Here is a 21752-nt window from a genome sequence, read left to right on the forward strand (position 1 = left end):
AGGAAGATTCGAACTTCCGACCGCTCGGTTCGTAGCCGAGTACTCTATCCAGCTGAGCTATGGGTGCATTTTAAATGGCGGTGAGGCGGGGATTCGAACCCCGGATGCAGCTTTTGACCGCATACTCCCTTAGCAGGGGAGCGCCTTCAGCCTCTCGGCCACCTCACCATACGCCTCTTGCGAGTGTGCTGACTAACTTTGTTTAAGCTCATCGGCACTGCGTGGCGCACATATTACTTTCTGGCCCTTATAAGTCAAACCCTTTTTTCCTAACAATCACCCGTTTGGACATTTCACGCACAACCTGAGCAGTTTGAAGGCAATAAAGGGGCTCAGTGGTCAGAAAAAAGGCTTAGCTTTTAAAAAATGACAGGTCTGGAAGAAGCCGCAGAAGGAAAATAAAAACCGGGGAGGCAGTAAATTAAGGGGAGAAAAATCAAAAAAGAGCAAAAAGGAAGTTCAGCGCCTCGTCATCGACGAGACGCCTCGTAAATCAGTAACTCGTCTGTTGAGACTTTTCAGCCTGGATACGCTGATAAATCTCTTCACGGTGAACAGAAACCTCTTTCGGCGCATTCACACCAATACGCACCTGATTACCTTTAACACCTAAAACGGTAACAGTAACCTCATCGCCAATCATGAGGGTTTCACCAACTCGGCGAGTTAGAATAAGCATTCTTTGCTCCTTGAATAATTAAAAGAGTCGGGTCTCTCAGTTTCCCGGCCATTATCTATCATAAGCAGGTAAAACGTAAGCCATGACCCCTACGTAAACTGTAAGCGGCCCGCAACTCAAGCCATAGTACTTTAAGTTTAGCCGATATCATCATTGTCGCGACTTTTATCGCGAGGCCTACCCTGCCATTAAGACCGAAAACGCCATATTGCACAATACATTATGGCGCTTCCTGGTTAGCTATTTATTTCTTATTACAGCCGGGATTCAACCCAGGCTTCTACTGTTGCCAGTGCAGCCGGTAATGCCTGAACGTCACTTCCCCCTGCCTGCGCCATATCAGGACGACCACCGCCTTTACCGCCCACCTGCTGGGCGACAGAAGCAATCAGATCCCCTGCTTTGACGCGATCCGTCAGATCTTTCGTGACGCCCGCAATCAGGCTGACTTTATCGTCAGCGATGGTTGCCAGAACAATAATCACTGAACCCAACTGATTTTTCAGGTCATCAACCATCGTACGCAGAATTTTAGGCTCTACGTTATCCAGCTGACGGACCAACAGCTTAACGCCTTTCACTTCTTTCGCCTGGCTGGAAAGTGAAGCACTCTCCTGCGCAGCTTGTTGCCCTTTCACCTGCTGAAGTTCTTTTTCCAGCACACGGGAACGTTCAATCAGAGTACGGATTTTATCAGTAATGCTGTTCACATCACCTTTCACCATGTGCGCAACATCTTGCAGCAAATCACTTTGCTGATGCAGTGCATTAATGGCGTTTTCACCGGTAATCGCTTCGATACGACGAACACCTGCTGCCGTGCCTGACTCACTCTGAATACGGAACAGGCCGATATCACCCGTACGGCTGGCGTGTGTCCCCCCGCACAGCTCGGTGGAGAAATCACCCATGATCAGCACGCGCACGCTGTCTTCGTATTTTTCACCAAAGAGCGCCATCGCACCTTTTTCTTTCGCTTCATCCAAATCCATGATGGTGGTCTGAATTGGCAAGTTACGACGGATTTGCGCATTCACCAGATCTTCGACCTGACGAATCTCTTCCGGCTTCATCGCTTCGAAATGCGAGAAGTCGAAACGCAGATAGTTATCGTTTACCAGCGAGCCTTTCTGAGCAACGTGCTTGCCCAGTACCTGACGCAGTGCAGCGTGCAGCAAGTGAGTCGCGGAATGATTCAGACGAATACGTTCGCGACGCTCAACGTCAACTTCGGCTTCAACGCTGTCACCAACGCTCAGTTTGCCTGCGCTCAGCGAGCCCTGATGACCAATGGCCTTGCCATATTTTTGGGTATCAGAAACGTCGAACGTGCCGGCAGCCGTTTTCAGGATGCCTTTATCGCCAACCTGTCCGCCGGACTCGCCGTAGAATGGTGTGTCATCCAGAACGACGATAGCGTTATCGCCCGCCTGAATTTCATTTACTGGCTGACCATTGATGAACAGCGCCACAACTTTGGAATGACCTTGCAGATGCTCATAACCGGAGAACTGCGTAACACCGTCAACACGTACCATGCTGTTGTAGTCCGCGCTGAAACCACTGGACTCACGTGCGCGACGACGCTGAACTTCCATCGCTTTTTCAAAACCGGCTTCGTCAACTTTCAGATTGCGCTCGCGGCACACGTCCGCAGTCAGATCCAGCGGGAAACCGAAGGTGTCGTACAAACGGAAAGCAATCTCACCGTCCAGCGTATCGCCTTGCAGAGAAGATAATTCATCGTCCAACAGCGCCAGACCACGCTCCAGTGTACGGGCAAACTGCTCTTCTTCAGTCTTCAGCAACTGCTCAACCATGGCTTGCTGTTCTTTCAGCTCAGCCGCAGCCGGGCCCATCACGTCAATTAACGGAGCAACCAGTTTGTAGAAGAAGGTCTCTTTCGCGCCCAGCATATTGCCGTGACGGATCGCACGACGAATGATACGACGCAGCACGTAGCCACGGTTTTCATTCGATGGGATCACGCCGTCTGCAATCAGGAAAGCGCAAGAGCGAATATGGTCAGCGATAACGCGCAGAGATTTGCTGGTCAGATCGGTCGCGCCAGTGACGTCAGCAACGGCGGCGATCAGTTTCTGGAACAGGTCGATGTCATAGTTTGAGTTCACATGCTGCATAACAGCGGTGATACGCTCAAGCCCCATCCCGGTATCGACGGAAGGTTTAGGCAGTGGCAGCATGGTGCCGTCAGACTGACGGTTGAACTGCATGAAAACGATGTTCCAGATTTCGATGTAACGGTCGCCATCTTCTTCAGCAGAACCCGGAGGGCCGCCCCAGATATGGTCGCCATGATCGTAAAAAATTTCGGTGCAAGGACCGCAAGGACCGGTATCACCCATCTGCCAGAAGTTGTCAGAAGCGTAAGCGCCGCCTTTATTATCGCCAATGCGGATAATACGTTCTTTTGGAACGCCGACTTCTTTTTCCCAGATTTCAAACGCTTCGTCGTCAGTCTCATAGACGGTGACCCAAAGCTTTTCTTTCGGCAGATTAAACCAGTTTTCGCCGGTCAGTAATTCCCAAGCGTAGTTGATTGCGTCGTGCTTGAAGTAATCGCCGAAGCTGAAGTTGCCCAGCATTTCGAAGAAGGTGTGGTGACGGGCGGTATAGCCGACGTTTTCGAGGTCGTTGTGTTTACCACCTGCACGCACACAACGCTGAGATGTGGTGGCACGGCTGTAGTCACGTTTATCCAGACCGAGGAAAACGTCTTTAAATTGGTTCATCCCGGCATTGGTAAACAACAGTGTCGGATCGTTTGTCGGGACAAGCGAACTGCTTGAAACAACGTTGTGTCCCTTACTATGGAAGAAATCGAGAAACGCTTGACGGATCTCAGCGGTGCTCTTGCTCATAAATATCCCGGAATCATGCTGGAAGAACGGCTCTTGAGCCGGATAACGCTGCATATGGCAGCAATCTGTACAGCTCACGAACGAAAAAGTGCGGATAAGATAAAATTTCTGCGCAGGGAAGTAAAATACCGTATGCGGTCAATCGTCAAAATCGCGATAAATCGACTGTATTTCTTCCTGAAAGAAGCCTCGGTAAAGCAAATAACGCAGAACTTTCGATTTTTCTTTCCAGTCTTTCGGTAAATTTTCTCCAAACTTTCTGACGGCAATATCCCGCGCCAGAACACACCAGTCAACCTCCGTTTCCTCCAGTGCCGTCGATATGATTTCTTTATCGACACCTTTTTGCAGTAATTCCGAACGAATACGTTGTGCCCCGTAGCCTTTATTGCTGCGACCGGAAATATAGCGACTGGCAAATTTGGCATCATCAAGCCAGTGATGCTGGTAGCAATAGTCGATAACTGCCTGTACATGTTCCTCTGGGATCTCTTCCGGCACCGGGCGTGGTTCCGGGCGCGCCTTAACCGCATTATCTTCATCAAAGGCATTTTCGTCTGGTCGTTTACGTGAAGACCAGCGGCTTTGTTTATTTTGGGGTTTTACAAAGGGGACTGGCGGGATAAGCAGTTTGCGGCGCAGTTCAGCTTCACCGTGATCACGCTGAGACAGCAGACGCATCGCGCGGCTGATCAGTGTATTAATTTTCGCCGCATTGGCGTCTTTTTCCTGAGGCGCAAACAGTGTGGATTCACTGTTTTGTTCAACTTCTTCAAGAAGTCGTTTCAGATCGATGACATTTTGATTCGGTGCTTTTTCAGTGGACATCGGAGTCCCTCAGATATGCAAAATGCCAGCCTGAAACCAGGCTGGCATTTTATCGACTGTGACGTCAGACAACCGCGAAATTAAAACTCTTCGCTGGTTTCCATGTTGTCGTCAGCGTCTTCAGCTGTCGTGGCAACGCTCAGTTCGCCGGTGCCGCTCAGCAGCAGGTCACGCAGTTTTTTGTCCAGCTCAGCAGCTACTTTCGGGTTTTCTTTCAGGAAGTTGCAGGAGTTTGCTTTACCCTGACCAATCTTCTCACCGTTGTAGCTGTACCATGCGCCGGCTTTCTCGATCATCTTGTGCTTAACGCCAAGGTCGATCAGCTCGCCGTTGATGTTGATGCCTTCGCCGTACATGATCTGGAATTCGGCTTGTTTGAATGGTGCAGCAATTTTGTTCTTCACCACTTTCACACGCGTTTCGCTACCGACAACCACATCACCTTCTTTGATAGCGCCGATACGACGGATATCCAGACGAACAGAAGCATAGAATTTCAGTGCGTTACCGCCGGTTGTGGTTTCCGGGTTACCGAACATCACACCGATTTTCATACGGATCTGGTTGATGAAGATCAGCAAGGTGTTGGCGTTTTTCAGGTTACCCGCGAGTTTACGCATTGCCTGGCTCATCATACGTGCCGCGAGGCCCATGTGTGAGTCGCCGATTTCGCCTTCGATTTCAGCTTTCGGTGTCAGAGCCGCGACGGAGTCAACGATGATAACGTCAACCGCACCTGAACGGGTCAGCGCATCACAAATTTCCAGCGCCTGCTCACCGGTATCCGGCTGAGAACACAGCAGGTTATCGATATCCACGCCCAATTTTTTAGCGTAGATCGGGTCCAGTGCGTGTTCTGCATCGATGAACGCACAGGTTTTACCTTCGCGCTGTGCAGCGGCGATAACCTGCAAGGTCAGCGTGGTTTTACCGGAAGATTCTGGTCCGTAGATTTCCACGATACGACCCATTGGCAAACCGCCAGCGCCTAACGCGATATCCAGAGACAAAGAGCCGGTAGAGATCGTTTCTACGTCCATGGAGCGATCTTCACCCAGACGCATGATGGAGCCTTTACCGAATTGCTTTTCAATCTGGCCCAGTGCTGCAGCTAACGCTTTTTGCTTGTTCTCATCAATAGCCATTTTTACTCCTCGTCTGATACAGGGGAACATCCCGCCTGCATCACTGAATATAATTTATGTACAGGTAATTGGCAGTAATTATACTGTATGCTCATACAGTATCAAGCCTAATTTTTAATAAACTCACGCAAAGCAGTTTGTAGCGAAAAAACAGCAGCTTGCAAACGCACTGCTTCGCGATCGCCGGAAAACTGCTGTTTAGCCGTCAGAACGCGCCCGTCTTTTCCGGCAAATCCAAACCAGACAGTACCGACAGGTTTTTCTGCAGAACCACCGTCAGGTCCGGCGATGCCGCTGACTGAAAGGGCCACATCCGCGCCCGCGGCGTGCAATACCCCCTGCGCCATTTCATGCACTACCTGTTCACTCACCGCGCCATATTGCTCAAGCGTACTTTCAGACACGCCCAACAATTCATGTTTGGCCGCATTGCTGTAAGTGACAAATCCGCGATCAAACCAGGCGGAGCTGCCGGCAATGTCAGTAATCGCTTTAGCAATCAGGCCGCCGGTGCAGGATTCCGCACAGGTGATCCACTCTCCTTTTGCTTTCAGCGCTGCTCCGATTTCCACACTCAGTTCATGTAAACGTTTTTCGTCCATATCCCCTCCCGGCGGGACATCTGAATCTGACCCGATGTTAGCATTTCTCCTCCGGTCTGCGAGTCCCGTCGAAGCGTTTTGCGCGATGTATTCAGAATTGGCTTAAAAAGAAAAAAGAAGGGCCACGCTCTGTGGCCCTCATGAAAAGGAATGCAACGTCGTTAGCGCGCCGCTTTCACCGCTTCCCCCAACTGCCATACCGCCATCGCATAATGCACGCTGTGGTTGTAACGGGTGATGGTGTAGAAGTTTGGCAACCCGTACCAGTACTGGTAACTGGTGCCCATATCCAGACGCAACAGGCTCGCTTCCTGATAACCCCCCAGAGAACCCAGCGGGCTAAGACCCGCCGCCGTCAGCGTATAAAGTGGATATTTTGTCTTGAAGCCATTCTCCAGCAACGGTGCCTGCCCGGCGGCTGGCACCGCAATGGGTGCGCCTTTCGTCCATCCGTGCGCCTTGAAGTAATTGGCTACGCTGCCGATAGCATCAATCGGATCCCACAGATTGGCATGGCCGTCGCCGTTAAAGTCCACGGCATAATCTTTATAAGAAGATGGCATGAACTGACCGTAACCCATCGCACCCGCAAACGAACCGCGCAGGCTCAGCGGATCGTCCCCCTCACGACGGGACATCAGCAGAAAGGTTTCCAGCTCGCCGGAGAAGTAATCCGCCCGGCGCGGATAGGCAAAGGATAAGGTCGCCAGCGCATCGATAATGCGGGTTTTACCCATGACGCGGCCCCAGCGGGTTTCGACGCCGATAATACCGACAATGATTTCCGGTGGTACGCCGTAAACCTGCTCCGCACGCTGCAAGGCATCCTGATACTGATTCCAGAACACGACACCATTCTGGACGTTATCCGGCGTAATAAATTTGCTGCGATAACGGTTCCAGGCACCATTTGGCACGGTTGACGGCGGGCCAGATGGCGCTTGCTGATCCATCAGACGTAAAACGAAGCCCAGTCGTTTCGTTTGCGCCAGCACATCATGCAGTTGCTGGCGATCAAAACCATGCTCGCTGACCATTTTGTCCACAAACCGGTTCATGGCCGGATCGTACGCGAAATCACCGGACTGCACTGCGCCAGTATGTTCGGGTTGCAACAGAAAGCCCCCGCTGGGAACCGAATTGCCGCTGGCATTTCTTCCGTCAGAGAAAGGATTGCGCGGCCCTTCAGGCTGAGGCGCGGGCTTATGACTGCTACAGGCAGAAAGTGTTAAAACCAGGGGAATAATGACTGCCAGAAGGCGCATCGGATATCCGTAACCATGCAATAAAAGAGGTGGGGGATATGGTAGAGCATTATCAGGGCCGAAAAAACTGAAAATAAACGTCTTTACAACGATGCACGAAGATCCTGATCCACGGTGAATTGCGGAGCATTACGCAACTTCAAAGCGCATCGTGGTTTTTTACCTCTACTCACGTTAGGATCCGTTGTAAAGTCGTTGCCCCGGGCGGTACGAGCCAACAGGATGATTTAAAATTGAATGAAATCAAGAATAAAGGTAGTGATATGAGCGGGCTGGATGCTCACACCCCAATGATGCAGCAGTACCTGCGTCTTAAGGCGGAGAACCCGGAAGTTCTGCTGTTTTATCGTATGGGGGACTTCTACGAACTGTTTTATGACGATGCAAAACGTGCGTCTCAGCTGATGGATATTTCCCTGACCAAACGTGGCGCTTCGGCGGGCGAACCGATTCCGATGGCCGGTGTGCCTTATCACGCCGTTGAAGGCTATCTGGCCAAGCTGGTGCAACTGGGCGAATCCGTCGCCATCGCTGAGCAGATTGGCGATCCGGCGCTGAGCAAAGGGCCGGTTGAGCGCAAAATTGTGCGGATCGTGACGCCAGGCACGGTCAGTGATGAAGCCTTACTGAGTGAGCGTCATGACAACCTTCTCGCGGCCATCTGGCAGGACGGACGTGGCTTTGGCTATGCGACGCTGGATATCAGCTCCGGTCGTTTTCGTGTCGCTCAGCCAGACGATCTGGAAACCATGGCCGCTGAATTACAGCGTACAAATCCGGCAGAACTTCTGTATCCGGAAAGCTTTGAAGCCATGCCGCTTATTGCTTCCCGCCGCGGCCTGCGCCGTCGTCCGATGTGGGAATTTGAGCTCGAAACCGCAAAGCAACAGCTGAATCTCCAGTTCGGCACCCGCGATCTGAGCGGGTTTGGTGTGGAACAGGCCACTCAGGCACTCCGCGCCGCCGGTTGCCTGCTGCAATATGTAAAAGATACCCAGCGCACCGCCCTGCCGCATATTCGTGGCGTGACGATGGAGCGCCAGCAGGACGGCATCATTATGGATGCGGCGACGCGCCGTAATCTGGAGCTGACACAAAATCTTGCAGGTGGTGTGGAAAATACGCTGGCGGCAGTCCTGGATCAGGCCGTCACACCGATGGGCAGCCGTATGCTCAAACGCTGGATCCACATGCCAAGCCGCGACATCAAAATGCTGACCCATCGTCAGCAGGCAATCGGAGCATTACAGGATCTGACCGCCGACTTGCAACCCGTGCTGCGTCAGGTCGGCGATCTCGAACGTATTCTGGCGCGCCTTGCCTTGCGCAGCGCACGGCCACGCGATCTCGCCCGTATGCGCCATGCGTTACAGCAACTGCCCGAAATCCGGGGGATTTTGCAAGATGCTGATGCCGCGCATGTCGCTACACTGGTGGAGCAAACCGGTGAATTTACAGAGCTGGTCGAACTACTTGAACGTGCTGTTGTTGAAGCTCCGCCGGTTCTGGTGCGTGACGGCGGTGTGATTTCGCCAGGCTATAACGCGGAACTGGACGAATGGCGCGCACTGGCTGACGGCGCAACAGACTATCTTGACCGTTTAGAAATTCGCGAACGCGAGAAGCTGGGCCTGGAAACACTGAAGGTCGGATTTAACGGTGTACATGGTTATTACATCGAAGTGAGCCGTCGGCAGAGCCATCTCGTTCCTATTCATTATGTCCGCCGTCAGACGCTCAAAAACGCCGAGCGTTACATCATACCGGAACTGAAAGAGTATGAAGATAAGGTTCTGACCTCCAAAGGCAAAGCCCTGTCGCTGGAGAAAGCGCTGTACGAAGAGCTGTTTGATTTGCTGATGCCGCACCTGCCCGCTCTGCAGCAAAGCGCCAGTGCGCTGGCCGAGTTGGATGTTCTGAGTAATCTCGCAGAACGTGCCTACACGCTCAGTTATACCTGCCCGACAATGAGCGAGAAACCCGGCATCAACATCACCGGTGGCCGCCATCCGGTCGTGGAACAGGTACTGAAAGAACCGTTTATTTCCAACCCGCTGAACATGTCTCCGGTGCGCCGGATGCTGATCATCACCGGCCCGAATATGGGCGGTAAAAGTACCTATATGCGTCAGGCGGCGCTGATTGTTCTGATGGCGCATATTGGCAGCTACGTTCCTGCGGATACTGCGGTTATCGGCCCCGTAGACCGGATATTCACCCGCGTCGGCGCCGCAGATGATCTGGCTTCTGGCCGTTCAACGTTTATGGTGGAAATGACCGAAACCGCGAATATTCTGCATAACGCCACGGAAAACAGCCTGGTGCTGATGGATGAAATCGGGCGCGGCACATCGACCTACGACGGTTTATCGCTTGCGTGGGCGTGCGCCGAGAATCTGGCCAGCCGCATTAAAGCTATGACGTTGTTCGCGACCCATTATTTCGAGCTGACGACGCTGCCGGAAAAAATGGAAGGAACGGTCAATGTTCACCTGGATGCCATAGAGCACGGCGATACCATTGCGTTTATGCACAGCGTGCAGGATGGCGCTGCCAGCAAAAGTTACGGTCTGGCCGTCGCGGCGCTGGCGGGTGTCCCGCGTGATGTCATTAAACGTGCTCGCCAGAAACTGAAAGAGCTGGAAACGTTGTCCAGCAACGCCGCCGCCAGCAAAGTGGATGGTCCGCAACTGACGCTGCTGGCAGAAGAAGTGTCGCCTGCAGTAGAAGCGCTGGAATCTCTGGACGCGGATTCTCTCTCGCCACGTCAGGCGCTGGAATGGATTTACCGTCTGAAAGATATGGTGTAGAAGCCGCGGCGGCTGGCGGCAGAAATGAAAAACGGTGGGGATTAACCCACCGTTTTTTTGATATCGAACTGTCTTTCCGGCGAACAGTTTTTCTTTACGAAAAGTTATTCGCGGAACAGTGCTTCAATGCTCAGCCCTTGCCCTTGCAGAATTTCACGCAGGCGACGCAGACCTTCTACCTGAATCTGACGAACACGTTCACGTGTCAGGCCAATCTCACGCCCCACATCTTCCAGCGTCGCAGCTTCATAACCTAACAGGCCGAAACGACGTGCCAGAACTTCACGCTGTTTTGCATTCAACTCGAATAACCACTTCACGATACTCTGTTTCATATCGTCGTCTTGCGTGGTGTCTTCAGGGCCGTTGTCTTTTTCATCTGCCAGAATATCTAACAGCGCTTTCTCTGAGTCACCACCCAACGGGGTATCTACAGAGGTAATACGCTCATTCAGGCGTAACATACGGCTGACGTCATGCACCGGTTTGTCGAGTTGCTCAGCAATCTCTTCGGCACTCGGTTCATGGTCCAGTTTGTGTGCAAGTTCGCGTGCGGTACGCAGATAAACGTTCAGTTCTTTAACGATGTGAATTGGCAAACGAATGGTACGGGTTTGATTCATGATCGCCCGTTCAATCGTCTGACGGATCCACCATGTTGCATAGGTAGAGAAACGGAAGCCCCGCTCAGGGTCAAATTTTTCAACCGCACGGATCAGACCCAGGTTGCCTTCCTCGATCAAATCCAGCAGTGCCAGACCGCGATTACTGTAGCGGCGGGCAATTTTAACTACCAAACGCAGGTTACTTTCAATCATACGGCGGCGGGAAGGCACATCTCCCCGCAACGCGCGTCGTGCAAAATAAACTTCCTCTTCTGCGGTCAGCAGAGGGGAATAACCGATTTCACCGAGGTACAGTTGAGTTGCGTCCAGCACTCGTTGGCTTACAGCCTGCGACAACAATTCTTCTTCAGCATCGTTGTCGGCAGTCTCTTCGACTATTGCTTTCTCGTCAAAGGCTTCAGCGCTGTTCTCATCGAAATCTACATCATCATGTAACTCGTTAACTTTCAGCGTATTCTGACTCATAAGCTGCTCCTACCCGTGGTCCCGAGGGCAGAATCGATGCTCTGCCCGGATTTATCGCTGCGGAAGATAACGCAGCGGGTTTACGGATTTCCCCTTGTAACGAATTTCAAAATGCAATCTTACTGAACTGGTTCCGGTGCTACCCATCGTCGCTATTTTTTGTCCCGCCTGCACTTCTTGTTGTTCCCGGACCAGCATTGTATCGTTATGTGCATAGGCGCTCAGGTAATCATCATTGTGTTTGATGATGATTAGATTACCGTAACCGCGAAGAGCATTACCGGCATAAACAACGCGCCCCGAGGCAGTTGCTACGACAGCTTGTCCACGCGAACCAGCGATATCGATCCCCTTATTTCCCCCTTCAGCAGCTGAGAAATTATCGATAATTTTCCCGTCAGTCGGCCATTTCCAGGAGGAAACCGGACCGCCATTATTCGTTGAGGTGGCGACGGGAGTGCTGGCTACAGCAACAGGTGTTGTGGTGGTGACTGCACCTGATGTAGGCAACATCTTACCTACATTCTGTTTACCAGAAGATTCAGAATACGTGGTAGTTGGTTGAGATGCAACCACAGAACCTGTGAGCATTCCCCCAGTAGGAACTTTCGGAACACCGCTATTTGTGGCGTCGGTGACGGCCGTCGTACTGCTCGTGCTGGCGGCAGAAGAAACGTTATTTATCTGGACTGTTTGACCCACTTCGAGGCTGTACGGAGCAGGGATATTATTGCGCGCAGCAAGGTCCCGGAAGTCATTGCCGGTGATCCATGCAATGTAGAATAAGGTGTCTCCGCGCTTCACCTGATAGGTGCTTCCGCTGTAACTTCCCTTAGGGATCGAGTTATAGCTGCGGTTGTACACAATGTGTCCGCCTGGGCCGACGGCAGGCGCCATTTGCGGAGGGGAATTCAGAGTATTCTGACTGCTACTGCCGCTGTTTCCGCCGCCATTAACGCTGCTGATCGGCGCGGATGTGTTGGAATTGTTCGAACATCCCGCCATCCAGGCACTGATAAATGTACACACTGCAATGCGGCTTAGTGTTTTTATTGGGCTTCCCGTGCTCATATTTTCCCCCGTTACGGCAATCTCAGAATATCTCTTTATCCGCGCACACCGCGCCAACTGGCGCATTTCGTGTCATCAGACACTGTACGCGCAGGCAACATGCCCGTTCAGGTTTTCCCCCGGAACGGACCGTGCCATAAAAAACTGTAGTGGATGCTATCAACATCGCCAGTACAGCACCATATAACAGTTGTATTTAAATTTTAAGGGGTTAGTCCTGCGCGCGTCAGGGTTCAGGCCAGTTCGCCTTTCACCAGCGGCACAAAACGGACAGCTTCTACGGTCTCCGCAACAAAATCATCACCACGTCGGGTGACGCGCTGGAGAGTCTGGCTTTCTTCGCCGACGGGCAACACCATCACGCCTCCCTCCTCGAGCTGTTGCAGTAAATCTTGAGGTATTTCAGGCGGTGCAGCGGTAACAATGATGGCATCAAACGGGCCACGTGAAGGCCAACCCTGCCAGCCATCGCCGTGACGCGTGGAGACGTTATGCAAATCGAGCTGCTTGAGACGTCTTTTGGCCTGCCACTGCAACCCTTTGATACGCTCAACCGAGTACACATGTTCAACCAGATGCGCCAGAATGGCCGTCTGGTAGCCCGATCCGGTACCGATCTCCAGCACGCGGGATGTCGGCGTCAGGCGCAGTAATTCCGTCATTCTCGCCACGGTATAAGGCTGAGAAATGGTCTGGCCTGAGCCAATCGGCAACGCGGTATTTTCGTAAGCTTTATGCTGAAACGCCTCATCCACAAAGCGCTCACGCGGTACGGACTCGATGGCATGCAGCAGTTTTTCATCATGAATGCCCTGCAGCCGGAGTTGCTCCAGCAGGTTATACATCGGCTTATTCACCATTCGCGCTCACCCCGGCCTTTTCCAACCATGAGACCACGACATCCTGAGCCGCGTAGGCGGTCAAATCCACCTGCAATGGCGTCACGGAAACATAACCTTGCGCGACCGCCGCAAAATCGGTGTCAGGTGCGACGTCAAACTTATCGCCCGGCGGACCAATCCAGTACAAGTCTTGTCCGCGCGGATCCTGCTGACAAAATACCTGCTCAGCAGGATGGCGGCTACCGCAACGCGTCACCTTAATCCCTTTGATTTCGGAAAGTGGCAGGTCCGGAACGTTAATATTCAGAATTTTGCCAGTACGAAGAGGTTCGCGCGCCAGCGCCCTGAGCAGCTGGCAGGTAATAATCGCTGCCGTGTCATAATGCTGATGACCGTCGAGTGAAACCGCCAGCGCAGGAAATCCCAGATGACGCCCTTCCATAGCCGCCGCGACGGTGCCGGAATAAATCACATCGTCGCCCAGATTCGGGCCTGCATTGATGCCGGAAACGACAATATCCGGCTTCGGGCGCATCAGCGAATTAACGCCGAGATACACGCAATCGGTCGGTGTACCGTTGATGACTGCGGTATCGCCGTTCAGATAGGACTGAATACGTAACGGACCGTCGAGCGTCAGCGCGTTTGACGCGCCGCTCCGGTTACGGTCAGGGGCGACCAGCTTTACATCCGCAAATTCACGTAGCGCGCAGGCCAGTGCCTGAATGCCGGGAGCCAGTACGCCGTCGTCGTTACTCAGTAATATCCGCATTCATTTCATCCAGATGCATCAGTTCACGCACTACGCTGGTGGCATAACTGCCCGCCGGTAGCCAGAATTTAAGTTCCAGAGTGACGTCATCCCAGCGCTGCCATTTCATCTGCAAAGGCTGGAGCATAATGGCTCGACGCGCAGGTTCAACACGCTCGCGTTTGAGCAGTGAAAGCAAATCTTCCTGCCCGGCCAGACAAGCCAGCTCAAAGACTTCGGCCTCTTCTGACGTGCCTAACGGCCCGTCACCCGGCAACGGCGCCGTCACCAGCAGTTCTCCGCTTTCGACACGCGGTTGCAGCGATTCAAACTCTTCCGCTTTCGCCACAAACCAGCTTCCGCGGCCACTGAGTTGCAACGCATCGCCCAGTATTGCCTGACGGACGGTGCCTTCTGCCAGACGCTGACTGGCGACAATGTTAAACATCGCACTGCGGCTGGCGGATAAATAGAAACTACGTTTGGCGCGCTCTTTAGGGCGTGCTTCATTGGTTGCCCAGCGTTTCGCCTGCACCAGATTATTGCCGCCGCGGCCAAAACGCTGCGTGCCGAAGTAGTTCGGTACGCCCTGCTCAACAATTTTCGCCAGACGTTCTTCGACATTATCGATGTCACTTATCTGTCGCAAAACCAGCGTAAACGCATTGCCTTTCAAGGTTCCGATACGCATTTTCTTGCGATGTCGCGAGGCACGGATCACTTCACAACCTTCGAGATTGAACTGGCTCAAATCAGGATCTGCCTTACCGGGCAGATGCAGGCAAAACCACTGTTCCGTTACCGCGTGCCGGTCTTTAAGCCCTGCGTAACTGACATCGCGCGGATGCACTTTGGCAAAACGCGCCAGCTGCTCGGCAACAAACTGCGTGTTGCAGCCATTTTTACGGATCCGCACTAAGAGATGTTCACCTTCGCCATCCGGTTCAAAACCCAAATCCTCTTCGACGATAAAGTCTTCCGGATTGGCTTTCAGCAGGCCGGTGGCGGTGGGTTCACCCAGCAACCAGGTGAGACGGGACATATCTATCATGCGGTAATCTTCCACAACATCATTCCTTAATCAGCAGTGCAACGGCTTCGCAGGCGATACCTTCGCCGCGGCCGGTGAAGCCCAGTTGTTCAGTTGTGGTCGCCTTGACGTTGACGTCGTCCATATGGCACTGCAAATCTTCGGCCAGGAATACGCGCATTTGCGGGATGTGCGGCGCCATTTTCGGTGCCTGAGCGATGATCGTGATATCGAGATTGCCCAGCTTGTAGCCTTTTGCACGAATGCGACGCCAGGCTTCACGCAGCAGTTCACGGCTGTCCGCGCCTTTGTAGGCCGGGTCGGTGTCCGGGAAAAGCTTGCCGATATCACCCAGCGCCGCCGCGCCCAGCAGTGCGTCAGTGGCCGCATGCAGCGCAACGTCGCCGTCGGAATGCGCCAGTAACCCCTGCGGATAAGGAATACGCACACCACCGATCACCAGCGGGCCTTCGCCGCCAAACTTATGTACATCAAAACCGTGACCGATACGCATTATGCGTTCTCCTCCTGATACAAGCGGGTTAAGTAGAATTCAGCCAGTGCCAGATCTTCTGGTCTGGTGACTTTAATATTATCGGCCCGCGCCGGGATCAGCATAGGATGAAAACCACAATATTCCATTGCGGAAGCTTCATCAGTGACCACAGCGCCTTCATTCAGTGCGCGGCGCAGGCAGGTTTTCAATAATTCGAGAGGGAAGAATTGCGGCGTGAGCGCATGCCAGAGTTCCTGACGATCCACAGTATGGGCGATCGCATGCGCGCCGGGCTCACCACGTTTCATGGTGTCACGAACTGGTGCGGCGAGGATCCCGCCAGTTTTGCTGACCGCAGAAATGGCCAGAAGGTTTGTCAGATCATCGGGATGCAGACAAGGACGCGCCGCGTCATGCACCAGCACCCAGCCATGGTCGCCTGCGGCCTCAAGGCCTGCCATCACAGATTCGGCGCGCTCATTTCCGCCGGTAACCAGCTGGATCCGTGGATCGCTGGCGACGGGTAACTGCCGGAACTGAGTGTCATGCGGGCTCAGCGCCACGATAACTTTGGTGACGTTACTGCTATGCAACAAGGCACGGATCGAGTGTTCTATCAGCGTCTTACCACCGATAGTCAGGTATTGCTTGGGGCATTCGGCCTGCATACGGCTGCCGATTCCGGCAGCCGGTAACACGGCAATGACCTCTGGAAGGGAAACTGCAGTATGGCTCATGGCTATTGATTCGGGTTGCTTTGCGATACGGTGCTGCCCGGCGCTCGTTTGTTGTCAGGCACCAGGCGATAGAAAGTCTCACCGGGCTTGATCATGCTCAGTTCGTTGCGTGCGCGTTCTTCGATCGCTTCCTGACCGCCGTTCAAATCGTCGATTTCTGCGAAAAGTTGATCATTACGTGATTTCAGTTTGCCGTTATTAACTTGTTGCACCTGAACGTCATCGTTTACACGAACGTAGTCGTGAATACCATTCTTGCCCAGCCACAGTGAATACTGTAGCCAGCCAAGTAAAATCAGTAAAAGCAGTGTTAGTTTGCCCATCCCCGCCCCCTAAAAAAGCCGGACAATCATCCCACAACTTTCCCTCTGACTCCACTGTGGCAGGGTAAATGCCTGCGAGAATCAGACTTACGCACTCAATTATGGGTGAGAATGACACAATGGGTTACATCGTGAAGGAGAATTGCAGGGAAAACCGCCTGAAAAACGCAGGGCCGTCGGACGACATCCCCGAAGAAAAGGAACCGGAAAAGAGTCTGCCTGACTCACCAGCCCGATAGAAATGAGAAGACCGTCCAGAACATGCTGATAACGCAGATTGCGCTGGTAACCGACGTTTTAAACCAGCCACCACGAAAGAACATACTGAGCGCAATGCCAATAAGAACGGATACAGGCATGAGCGCCAGAAAGAAAGGCCAGGTGTAGAGCAGGAAAAACAGGGTATTGGAGCCGTAGACCATAAAAGGGATTGCAAAGGCCAGCCAGTAAAAGACGAAGCCAATGAACCCGCCCTGCATAGAGTAGGACGGCTCGTCGATGTCTGAACTGTCTGTGACCTGCGCCAGCCTCTGATAGCGGGTGTTTTCGACCCGGATCCGGCTGACAAGTCTGCTGAGTAAAGCCTGCATAGATGATCCCTGTATTCAGTGTAAACCGGCACGCTCTCTGGCGTTTGGCCGGCAAACATTCAGGGATTGATAATAGCGCGCTGACGCATCACATCTAATAATTGAGGAACCAAATGTGTTACCAATTGTTCACCATTAAGATGCACATCCGGCACTTCCGGCGGCTGATATTCAGAGTCAATTCCGGTGAAATTCTTCAGTTCACCCGCGCGCGCTTTCTTGTATAAACCTTTAGGATCACGCGCCTCGCAAATCGCCAGCGGCGTATCAACGAACACTTCAATAAACTGCCCTTCCCCGAGCAAATTACGCACCATGTCCCGCTCAGCGCGATGAGGAGAAATGAAGGCGGTCAGCACGACCAGACCGGCATCCACCATCAGTTTTGCCACTTCACCAACGCGCCGGATGTTTTCGCGACGGTCGTCATCCGTAAACCCTAAATCACGGCAAAGCCCGTGGCGGACGTTGTCGCCATCAAGCAGATACGTGCTGATACCCTGCGCATGCAGCGCCTGTTCCAGTGCACCCGCCACCGTGGATTTCCCCGAGCCCGAAAGCCCGGTGAACCACAGAACTGCGCCGCGATGACCATGCTGTTTCTCGCGATCCGCGCGCGTCACCGCGTGCGGATGCCAGACAACATTATCGTCTTTTAAGAAGGAGCCGTTATGCAACGCCATCTTATTTTCCACCCAGCAAATCGCGCGCGCCCCAGTGCGGGAAGTGGCGGCGAACAAGGCTGTTCAGTTCCAGCTCAAACGCGCTGTATTTATCCGCTTCCTGATAAACTTCTTCCAGCGCTTCGCGAACCAGACCAGCGCCCACGGTCACGTTCGTCAGGCGATCGATAAAGATCATCCCGCCGGTCACCGCGTTGCTCTGGTAATTATCCAGCACCAGCGGTTCGTCAAAGGTCAGTTCGACCAGGCCGATACCGTTGAGCGGCAGGTTTTCCACCACGCGCTGAGTCAGTGAGTTGATCTCGACCTGATACTCAATATTTTCCACGCGCGCACGGGCTTTCTTGCCACCAACTTTGATGTCATAGCTCTGGCCGACGCTAAGCGGTTGCTCCGCCATCCACACCACGTCCACTTTCGCATTCTGCACCGGTTTAACGGTTTCATCCGCGTCCACCAGCGTATCGCCGCGGCTGATATCACGTTCATCGGCCAGCACCAGCGTGATCGCCTCGCCTGCCCAGGCTTCCTGCAAATCACCGTCAAAGGTCACGATGCGTGCCACGGTAGATTCCACACCTGACGGCAGAACTTTTACTTTCTGACCGACGCGGACAGACCCCGACGCCAGCGTACCGGCATAACCACGGAAATCGAGGTTTGGACGGTTCACATACTGCACCGGGAAACGCATCGGTTGCTGTTCGCGAATGTTAATAATGTTGACCGTTTCCAGCACGTCGAGCAGCGTTGGTCCGGTATACCAGCCCATTTTTTCGCTTGGCGTCGCCACGTTATCGCCTTCCAGTGCGGAAAGCGGTACAAATTTGATGTCCAGATCGGTCGGCAGCTGCTGAGCGAAATCCAGATAATCCTGTTTAAATTGCTCGTACACAGACTCGCTGAAATCGACCAGATCCATTTTGTTCACAGCCACAACCAGATGGCGGATCCCCAGCAAAGTGGCGATAAAGCTGTGGCGACGGGTTTGATCCAGCACACCTTTACGGGCGTCGATCAGCAGGATCGCCAGATCGCAGGTCGATGCACCGGTCGCCATATTACGGGTGTACTGTTCGTGCCCCGGCGTATCCGCGATGATGAACTTACGCTTTTCAGTGGAGAAATAACGGTAAGCAACATCGATGGTAATACCCTGTTCGCGTTCCGCTTGCAGGCCATCAACCAGTAAAGCCAGATCCAGTTTTTCGCCCTGCGTGCCGTGACGCTTGCTGTCATTGTGCAGCGAGGACAGCTGGTCTTCGTAAATCTGGCGGGTATCGTGAAGCAGACGCCCGATCAGCGTACTTTTGCCATCATCGACGCTGCCACAAGTCAGGAAGCGCAGAAGGCTTTTGTGTTGCTGAGCGTGCAGGTAAGCTTCGACGCCGCCCTGCTCCGCGATTTGTTGTGCAATTGCATTATTCATTAGCTGCGGCTCCTCAGAAGTACCCTTGACGCTTTTTCAGTTCCATCGAACCGGCCTGATCGCGGTCGATCGCCCGTCCCTGACGCTCACTGGTCGTGGAAACCAGCATCTCTTCGATGATTTCCGGCAGCGTTTGCGCTTCGGATTCCACGGCACCGGTCAGCGGCCAGCAACCCAGCGTACGGAAGCGCACCATTTTCTTCTCGATCACTTCGCCCGGCTGGAGATCAATACGATCGTCATCCACCATCAGCAGCATGCCGTCACGCTCGAGAACCGGGCGCGGCGCAGCCAGGTAGAGCGGAACGATTTCAATATTTTCCAGATAGATGTACTGCCAGATATCCAGCTCAGTCCAGTTGGAGAGCGGAAACACGCGGATACTTTCGCCTTTGTTAATCTGGCCGTTGTAGTTATGCCACAACTCCGGACGCTGGTTTTTCGGATCCCAGCGGTGAAAACGGTCACGGAACGAGTAAATACGTTCTTTGGCACGGGATTTTTCTTCGTCACGGCGTGCGCCGCCGAAAGCCGCGTCAAAACCGTATTTGTTCAGCGCCTGTTTCAGTCCTTCGGTTTTCATGATGTCAGTGTGTTTGGCACTGCCGTGAACGAACGGATTAATGCCCATCGCCACGCCTTCCGGGTTTTTATGCACCAGCAGCTCGAAACCGTAGTTTTTCGCCGTACGGTCACGGAATTCGTACATTTCGCGGAATTTCCAGCCGGTGTCCACATGCAACAGCGGGAACGGCAGCGTGCCCGGGAAGAAAGCTTTGCGAGCCAGATGCAGCATCACCGAGGAGTCTTTCCCGATGGAATACATCATCACCGGGTTGGCGAATTCAGCAGCCACTTCACGGATGATATGGATACTCTCCGCCTCCAGTTGCCGCAAATGAGTCAGTCGTTTTTCGTCCATAACAGATCCTTTAAGCCAAATTCACAACCGACGGGCGTTGAGTCCCGTCAGTTTCAGGATGATGCCCAAACCACGCCAGTTGCTGATGAAGTGCCACCACTTCACCAATCACCAGCAGCGCCGGTACCGGCGCCTTTTGAGCCAGATGTTCAAGATTATCGAGCGTTCCGGTCAGCACCTGCTGATCGGCTCGCGTTCCCCGTCCGATGACCGCGACAGGTGTCGTTGCTGCACGTCCGTGAGCGATCAGCTGCTGGCTGATTTCAGCCGCTTTGAGCGTGCCCATGTAAATCGCCAGCGTTTGTTTTCCTTTGGCGAGCGTCTCCCACTGCACGCCGTTATCATCAGAGCGGCAATGCCCTGTCACAAACATCACGCTCTGCGCGTAATCACGGTGCGTCAGAGGGATGCCGGCATACGCCGTTGCGCCAGCGGCAGCGGTGACACCCGGAACGACCTGGAAAGGAATTCCGGCCGCTTTCACCGCCTGGAGTTCTTCACCGCCACGTCCGAAGATGAACGGGTCGCCGCCTTTCAGGCGCACGACTTTTTTCCCCTGCTGAGCCAGTTCGACCAGCAGACGGTTGGTTTCTTCCTGCGACACCGAGTGGCTGCCCGCTCGTTTGCCGACACAAATTCTGTCCGCGTCACGGCGGACTAAATCCAGCACGTCGTCGCTGACCAGATAGTCGTACAACACCACATCAGCCTGCTGCATAACCTGCAAACCGCGTAAGGTGAGCAATCCTGCATCACCCGGCCCGGCACCGACCAGCGTGACATTGCCGTTTTGCGCGATGTCTTCCGCACTTTCTAACTGTTCTTGCAACGCTTTCTCCGCCTGTGCGAGTTTCCCCGCAGAAGCCAGACTGGAGAAGCGACCGGCAAAAGCCTGCTCCCAGAACCGACGGCGTGCACGCATGGAACTGAACTGCGCTTTGACCCTGCCGCGCCAGCGACCGGCGATTTCCGCCATTTGCCCCAGGCTGTTTGGCAGCAACGTTTCGAGTTTTTCACGCAACATTCTTGCCAGCACCGGCGCTTTACCCCCGGAGGAAACCGCGACCACAATCGGCGTGCGGTCAACTATCGAAGGAAAGATAAAGGAACACTTAGGCTGATCGTCGACGACGTTCGCCAGAAGATGACGCTGACTGGCCTGTTCGAACACTTCCGCATTCAGCGCGGCGTCATCAGTGGCAGCAATCACCAGAAACACATCATTGAGCTGCTCTGGCAGAAATGCCTGCGCCAGCCAGCTGACTTCATTGGCATGTTCACGTTGTTCCAGCTCGGGGGAAAGTGCCTGTGCAACTATCCGAACTTGTGCACCCGCCCGCAGGAGAAGATCTATTTTGCGGGCAGCGACTTCGCCACCACCAACAACCAGCACCGGGCGTTGTTTGAGGTCGGCAAATATTGGTAGATAGTCCACAAAGGCCTTTATTGATTGTCAGGATTAATCATCAAACTATACGTGCAGGCAATAATTGATCTGAAATGACGAAAAGGAATGATTAGTTACTAAATGGAATATAGCGCGCCGTAAGGGGGCTGCTTTTTTTATACTCCGGCC

Annotated in this window: 20 protein-coding genes and 1 tRNA gene; 1 reads left to right on the top strand and 20 read right to left on the bottom strand. The window is 53.4% G+C overall.

From position 1 onward, the window contains the following. Positions 1–75 precede the first annotated feature (75 nt). The 7 genes from J8X26_RS22880 to mltB all read right to left on the bottom strand — a co-directional run bounded on the left by J8X26_RS22880 (position 76) and on the right by mltB (position 7401). Positions 76–168 (bottom strand) — tRNA-Ser (locus J8X26_RS22880). A gap of 325 nt (positions 169–493) precedes the next feature. Further along, a complete protein-coding gene (gene csrA / locus J8X26_RS22885; RefSeq protein ID WP_013574027.1) occupies positions 494–679 on the bottom strand; it encodes a carbon storage regulator CsrA in 186 nt (61 codons plus the stop codon). Between the two features lie 254 nt (positions 680–933). Beyond that, the gene (alaS, locus tag J8X26_RS22890; protein WP_152324003.1) at positions 934–3561 is read right to left on the bottom strand and encodes an alanine--tRNA ligase; all 2628 of its coding nucleotides are present in this window, start codon (positions 3559–3561) and stop codon (positions 934–936) included. A gap of 138 nt (positions 3562–3699) precedes the next feature. Next, positions 3700–4266 carry a recombination regulator RecX gene (gene recX, locus J8X26_RS22895; RefSeq protein ID WP_193333076.1) on the bottom strand — a complete coding sequence of 189 codons (567 nt, stop codon included), beginning with the start codon at positions 4264–4266 and terminating at the stop codon, positions 3700–3702. A 203-nt stretch (positions 4267–4469) separates the two neighbouring features. Continuing rightward, complete coding sequence (gene recA, locus J8X26_RS22900) at positions 4470–5534, bottom strand: recombinase RecA (RefSeq protein WP_152324006.1); 1065 nt, start codon at positions 5532–5534, stop codon at positions 4470–4472. 107 nt (positions 5535–5641) lie between these two features. Further along, a complete protein-coding gene (gene pncC / locus J8X26_RS22905; protein WP_208952038.1) occupies positions 5642–6136 on the bottom strand; it encodes a nicotinamide-nucleotide amidase in 495 nt (164 codons plus the stop codon). A 161-nt stretch (positions 6137–6297) separates the two neighbouring features. Continuing rightward, a complete protein-coding gene (gene mltB, locus J8X26_RS22910; protein WP_208952039.1) occupies positions 6298–7401 on the bottom strand; it encodes a lytic murein transglycosylase B in 1104 nt (367 codons plus the stop codon). Positions 7402–7664: 263 nt separating this feature from the next. On the opposite strand from mltB, the gene mutS reads away from it, so the two are divergent. Continuing rightward, positions 7665–10211, top strand: a complete 2547-nt coding sequence (gene mutS, locus J8X26_RS22915) for a DNA mismatch repair protein MutS (protein ID WP_152324072.1) — start codon at positions 7665–7667, stop codon at positions 10209–10211. A 104-nt stretch (positions 10212–10315) separates the two neighbouring features. On the opposite strand, the gene rpoS is transcribed toward mutS, so the two are convergent. The 13 genes from rpoS to cysG form a co-directional block, all read right to left on the bottom strand. Next, the gene (gene rpoS, locus J8X26_RS22920) at positions 10316–11302 is read right to left on the bottom strand and encodes an RNA polymerase sigma factor RpoS (protein ID WP_095923512.1); all 987 of its coding nucleotides are present in this window, start codon (positions 11300–11302) and stop codon (positions 10316–10318) included. A 51-nt stretch (positions 11303–11353) separates the two neighbouring features. Then, a complete protein-coding gene (gene nlpD / locus J8X26_RS22925) occupies positions 11354–12373 on the bottom strand; it encodes a murein hydrolase activator NlpD (protein ID WP_152324009.1) in 1020 nt (339 codons plus the stop codon). A 233-nt stretch (positions 12374–12606) separates the two neighbouring features. Further along, complete coding sequence (locus J8X26_RS22930) at positions 12607–13233, bottom strand: protein-L-isoaspartate(D-aspartate) O-methyltransferase (RefSeq protein WP_152324010.1); 627 nt, start codon at positions 13231–13233, stop codon at positions 12607–12609. Then, entirely contained in the window at positions 13223–13987 is a 765-nt protein-coding gene (gene surE / locus J8X26_RS22935; protein WP_208952040.1) for a 5'/3'-nucleotidase SurE, read from the bottom strand. Before surE ends, J8X26_RS22930 begins: the two co-directional genes overlap by 11 nt. Then, the gene (truD, locus tag J8X26_RS22940) at positions 13968–15014 is read right to left on the bottom strand and encodes a tRNA pseudouridine(13) synthase TruD (RefSeq protein ID WP_208952051.1); all 1047 of its coding nucleotides are present in this window, start codon (positions 15012–15014) and stop codon (positions 13968–13970) included. The genes surE and truD overlap by 20 nt, the downstream gene beginning before the upstream one ends. Positions 15015–15036: 22 nt before the next feature. Beyond that, complete coding sequence (ispF, locus tag J8X26_RS22945; RefSeq protein WP_152324012.1) at positions 15037–15510, bottom strand: 2-C-methyl-D-erythritol 2,4-cyclodiphosphate synthase; 474 nt, start codon at positions 15508–15510, stop codon at positions 15037–15039. Beyond that, the gene (ispD, locus tag J8X26_RS22950; RefSeq protein ID WP_152324013.1) at positions 15510–16229 is read right to left on the bottom strand and encodes a 2-C-methyl-D-erythritol 4-phosphate cytidylyltransferase; all 720 of its coding nucleotides are present in this window, start codon (positions 16227–16229) and stop codon (positions 15510–15512) included. Before ispD ends, ispF begins: the two co-directional genes overlap by 1 nt. A 2-nt stretch (positions 16230–16231) precedes the next feature. After that, the gene (gene ftsB / locus J8X26_RS22955) at positions 16232–16552 is read right to left on the bottom strand and encodes a cell division protein FtsB (RefSeq protein WP_152324014.1); all 321 of its coding nucleotides are present in this window, start codon (positions 16550–16552) and stop codon (positions 16232–16234) included. A 224-nt stretch (positions 16553–16776) separates the two neighbouring features. Continuing rightward, the gene (locus J8X26_RS22960; protein ID WP_152324015.1) at positions 16777–17142 is read right to left on the bottom strand and encodes a DUF3561 family protein; all 366 of its coding nucleotides are present in this window, start codon (positions 17140–17142) and stop codon (positions 16777–16779) included. Between the two features lie 59 nt (positions 17143–17201). Continuing rightward, positions 17202–17825, bottom strand: coding sequence for an adenylyl-sulfate kinase (cysC, locus tag J8X26_RS22965; RefSeq protein ID WP_152324016.1), 624 nt, complete (start codon positions 17823–17825; stop codon positions 17202–17204). A 1-nt stretch (position 17826) separates the two neighbouring features. Further along, entirely contained in the window at positions 17827–19254 is a 1428-nt protein-coding gene (gene cysN, locus J8X26_RS22970) for a sulfate adenylyltransferase subunit CysN (RefSeq protein WP_165061531.1), read from the bottom strand. Between the two features lie 13 nt (positions 19255–19267). Then, the gene (gene cysD / locus J8X26_RS22975; RefSeq protein ID WP_101078459.1) at positions 19268–20176 is read right to left on the bottom strand and encodes a sulfate adenylyltransferase subunit CysD; all 909 of its coding nucleotides are present in this window, start codon (positions 20174–20176) and stop codon (positions 19268–19270) included. A gap of 10 nt (positions 20177–20186) precedes the next feature. After that, positions 20187–21611, bottom strand: coding sequence for a siroheme synthase CysG (gene cysG, locus J8X26_RS22980; protein ID WP_208952041.1), 1425 nt, complete (start codon positions 21609–21611; stop codon positions 20187–20189). Positions 21612–21752: the final 141 nt, after the last annotated feature.

Origin of the sequence: Rahnella sp. ChDrAdgB13 (assembly GCF_017655185.1) — a bacterium.
Classification (GTDB): Bacteria; Pseudomonadota; Gammaproteobacteria; order Enterobacterales; family Enterobacteriaceae; genus Rahnella; species Rahnella contaminans.

Coding starts and splice junctions, on each gene's coding strand:
- mltB (WP_208952039.1), bottom strand. CDS start 7,401: ATGCGCCTTCTGGCAGTCATTATTCCCCTGGTTTTAACACTTTCTGCC.
- J8X26_RS22960 (WP_152324015.1), bottom strand. CDS start 17,142: ATGCAGGCTTTACTCAGCAGACTTGTCAGCCGGATCCGGGTCGAAAAC.
- rpoS (WP_095923512.1), bottom strand. CDS start 11,302: ATGAGTCAGAATACGCTGAAAGTTAACGAGTTACATGATGATGTAGAT.
- nlpD (WP_152324009.1), bottom strand. CDS start 12,373: ATGAGCACGGGAAGCCCAATAAAAACACTAAGCCGCATTGCAGTGTGT.
- cysN (WP_165061531.1), bottom strand. CDS start 19,254: ATGAATAATGCAATTGCACAACAAATCGCGGAGCAGGGCGGCGTCGAA.
- csrA (WP_013574027.1), bottom strand. CDS start 679: ATGCTTATTCTAACTCGCCGAGTTGGTGAAACCCTCATGATTGGCGAT.
- alaS (WP_152324003.1), bottom strand. CDS start 3,561: ATGAGCAAGAGCACCGCTGAGATCCGTCAAGCGTTTCTCGATTTCTTC.
- ispF (WP_152324012.1), bottom strand. CDS start 15,510: ATGCGTATCGGTCACGGTTTTGATGTACATAAGTTTGGCGGCGAAGGC.
- cysC (WP_152324016.1), bottom strand. CDS start 17,825: ATGGCGTTGCATAACGGCTCCTTCTTAAAAGACGATAATGTTGTCTGG.
- mutS (WP_152324072.1), top strand. CDS start 7,665: ATGAGCGGGCTGGATGCTCACACCCCAATGATGCAGCAGTACCTGCGT.
- J8X26_RS22930 (WP_152324010.1), bottom strand. CDS start 13,233: ATGGTGAATAAGCCGATGTATAACCTGCTGGAGCAACTCCGGCTGCAG.
- ispD (WP_152324013.1), bottom strand. CDS start 16,229: ATGAGCCATACTGCAGTTTCCCTTCCAGAGGTCATTGCCGTGTTACCG.
- cysD (WP_101078459.1), bottom strand. CDS start 20,176: ATGGACGAAAAACGACTGACTCATTTGCGGCAACTGGAGGCGGAGAGT.
- ftsB (WP_152324014.1), bottom strand. CDS start 16,552: ATGGGCAAACTAACACTGCTTTTACTGATTTTACTTGGCTGGCTACAG.
- surE (WP_208952040.1), bottom strand. CDS start 13,987: ATGCGGATATTACTGAGTAACGACGACGGCGTACTGGCTCCCGGCATT.
- recA (WP_152324006.1), bottom strand. CDS start 5,534: ATGGCTATTGATGAGAACAAGCAAAAAGCGTTAGCTGCAGCACTGGGC.
- pncC (WP_208952038.1), bottom strand. CDS start 6,136: ATGGACGAAAAACGTTTACATGAACTGAGTGTGGAAATCGGAGCAGCG.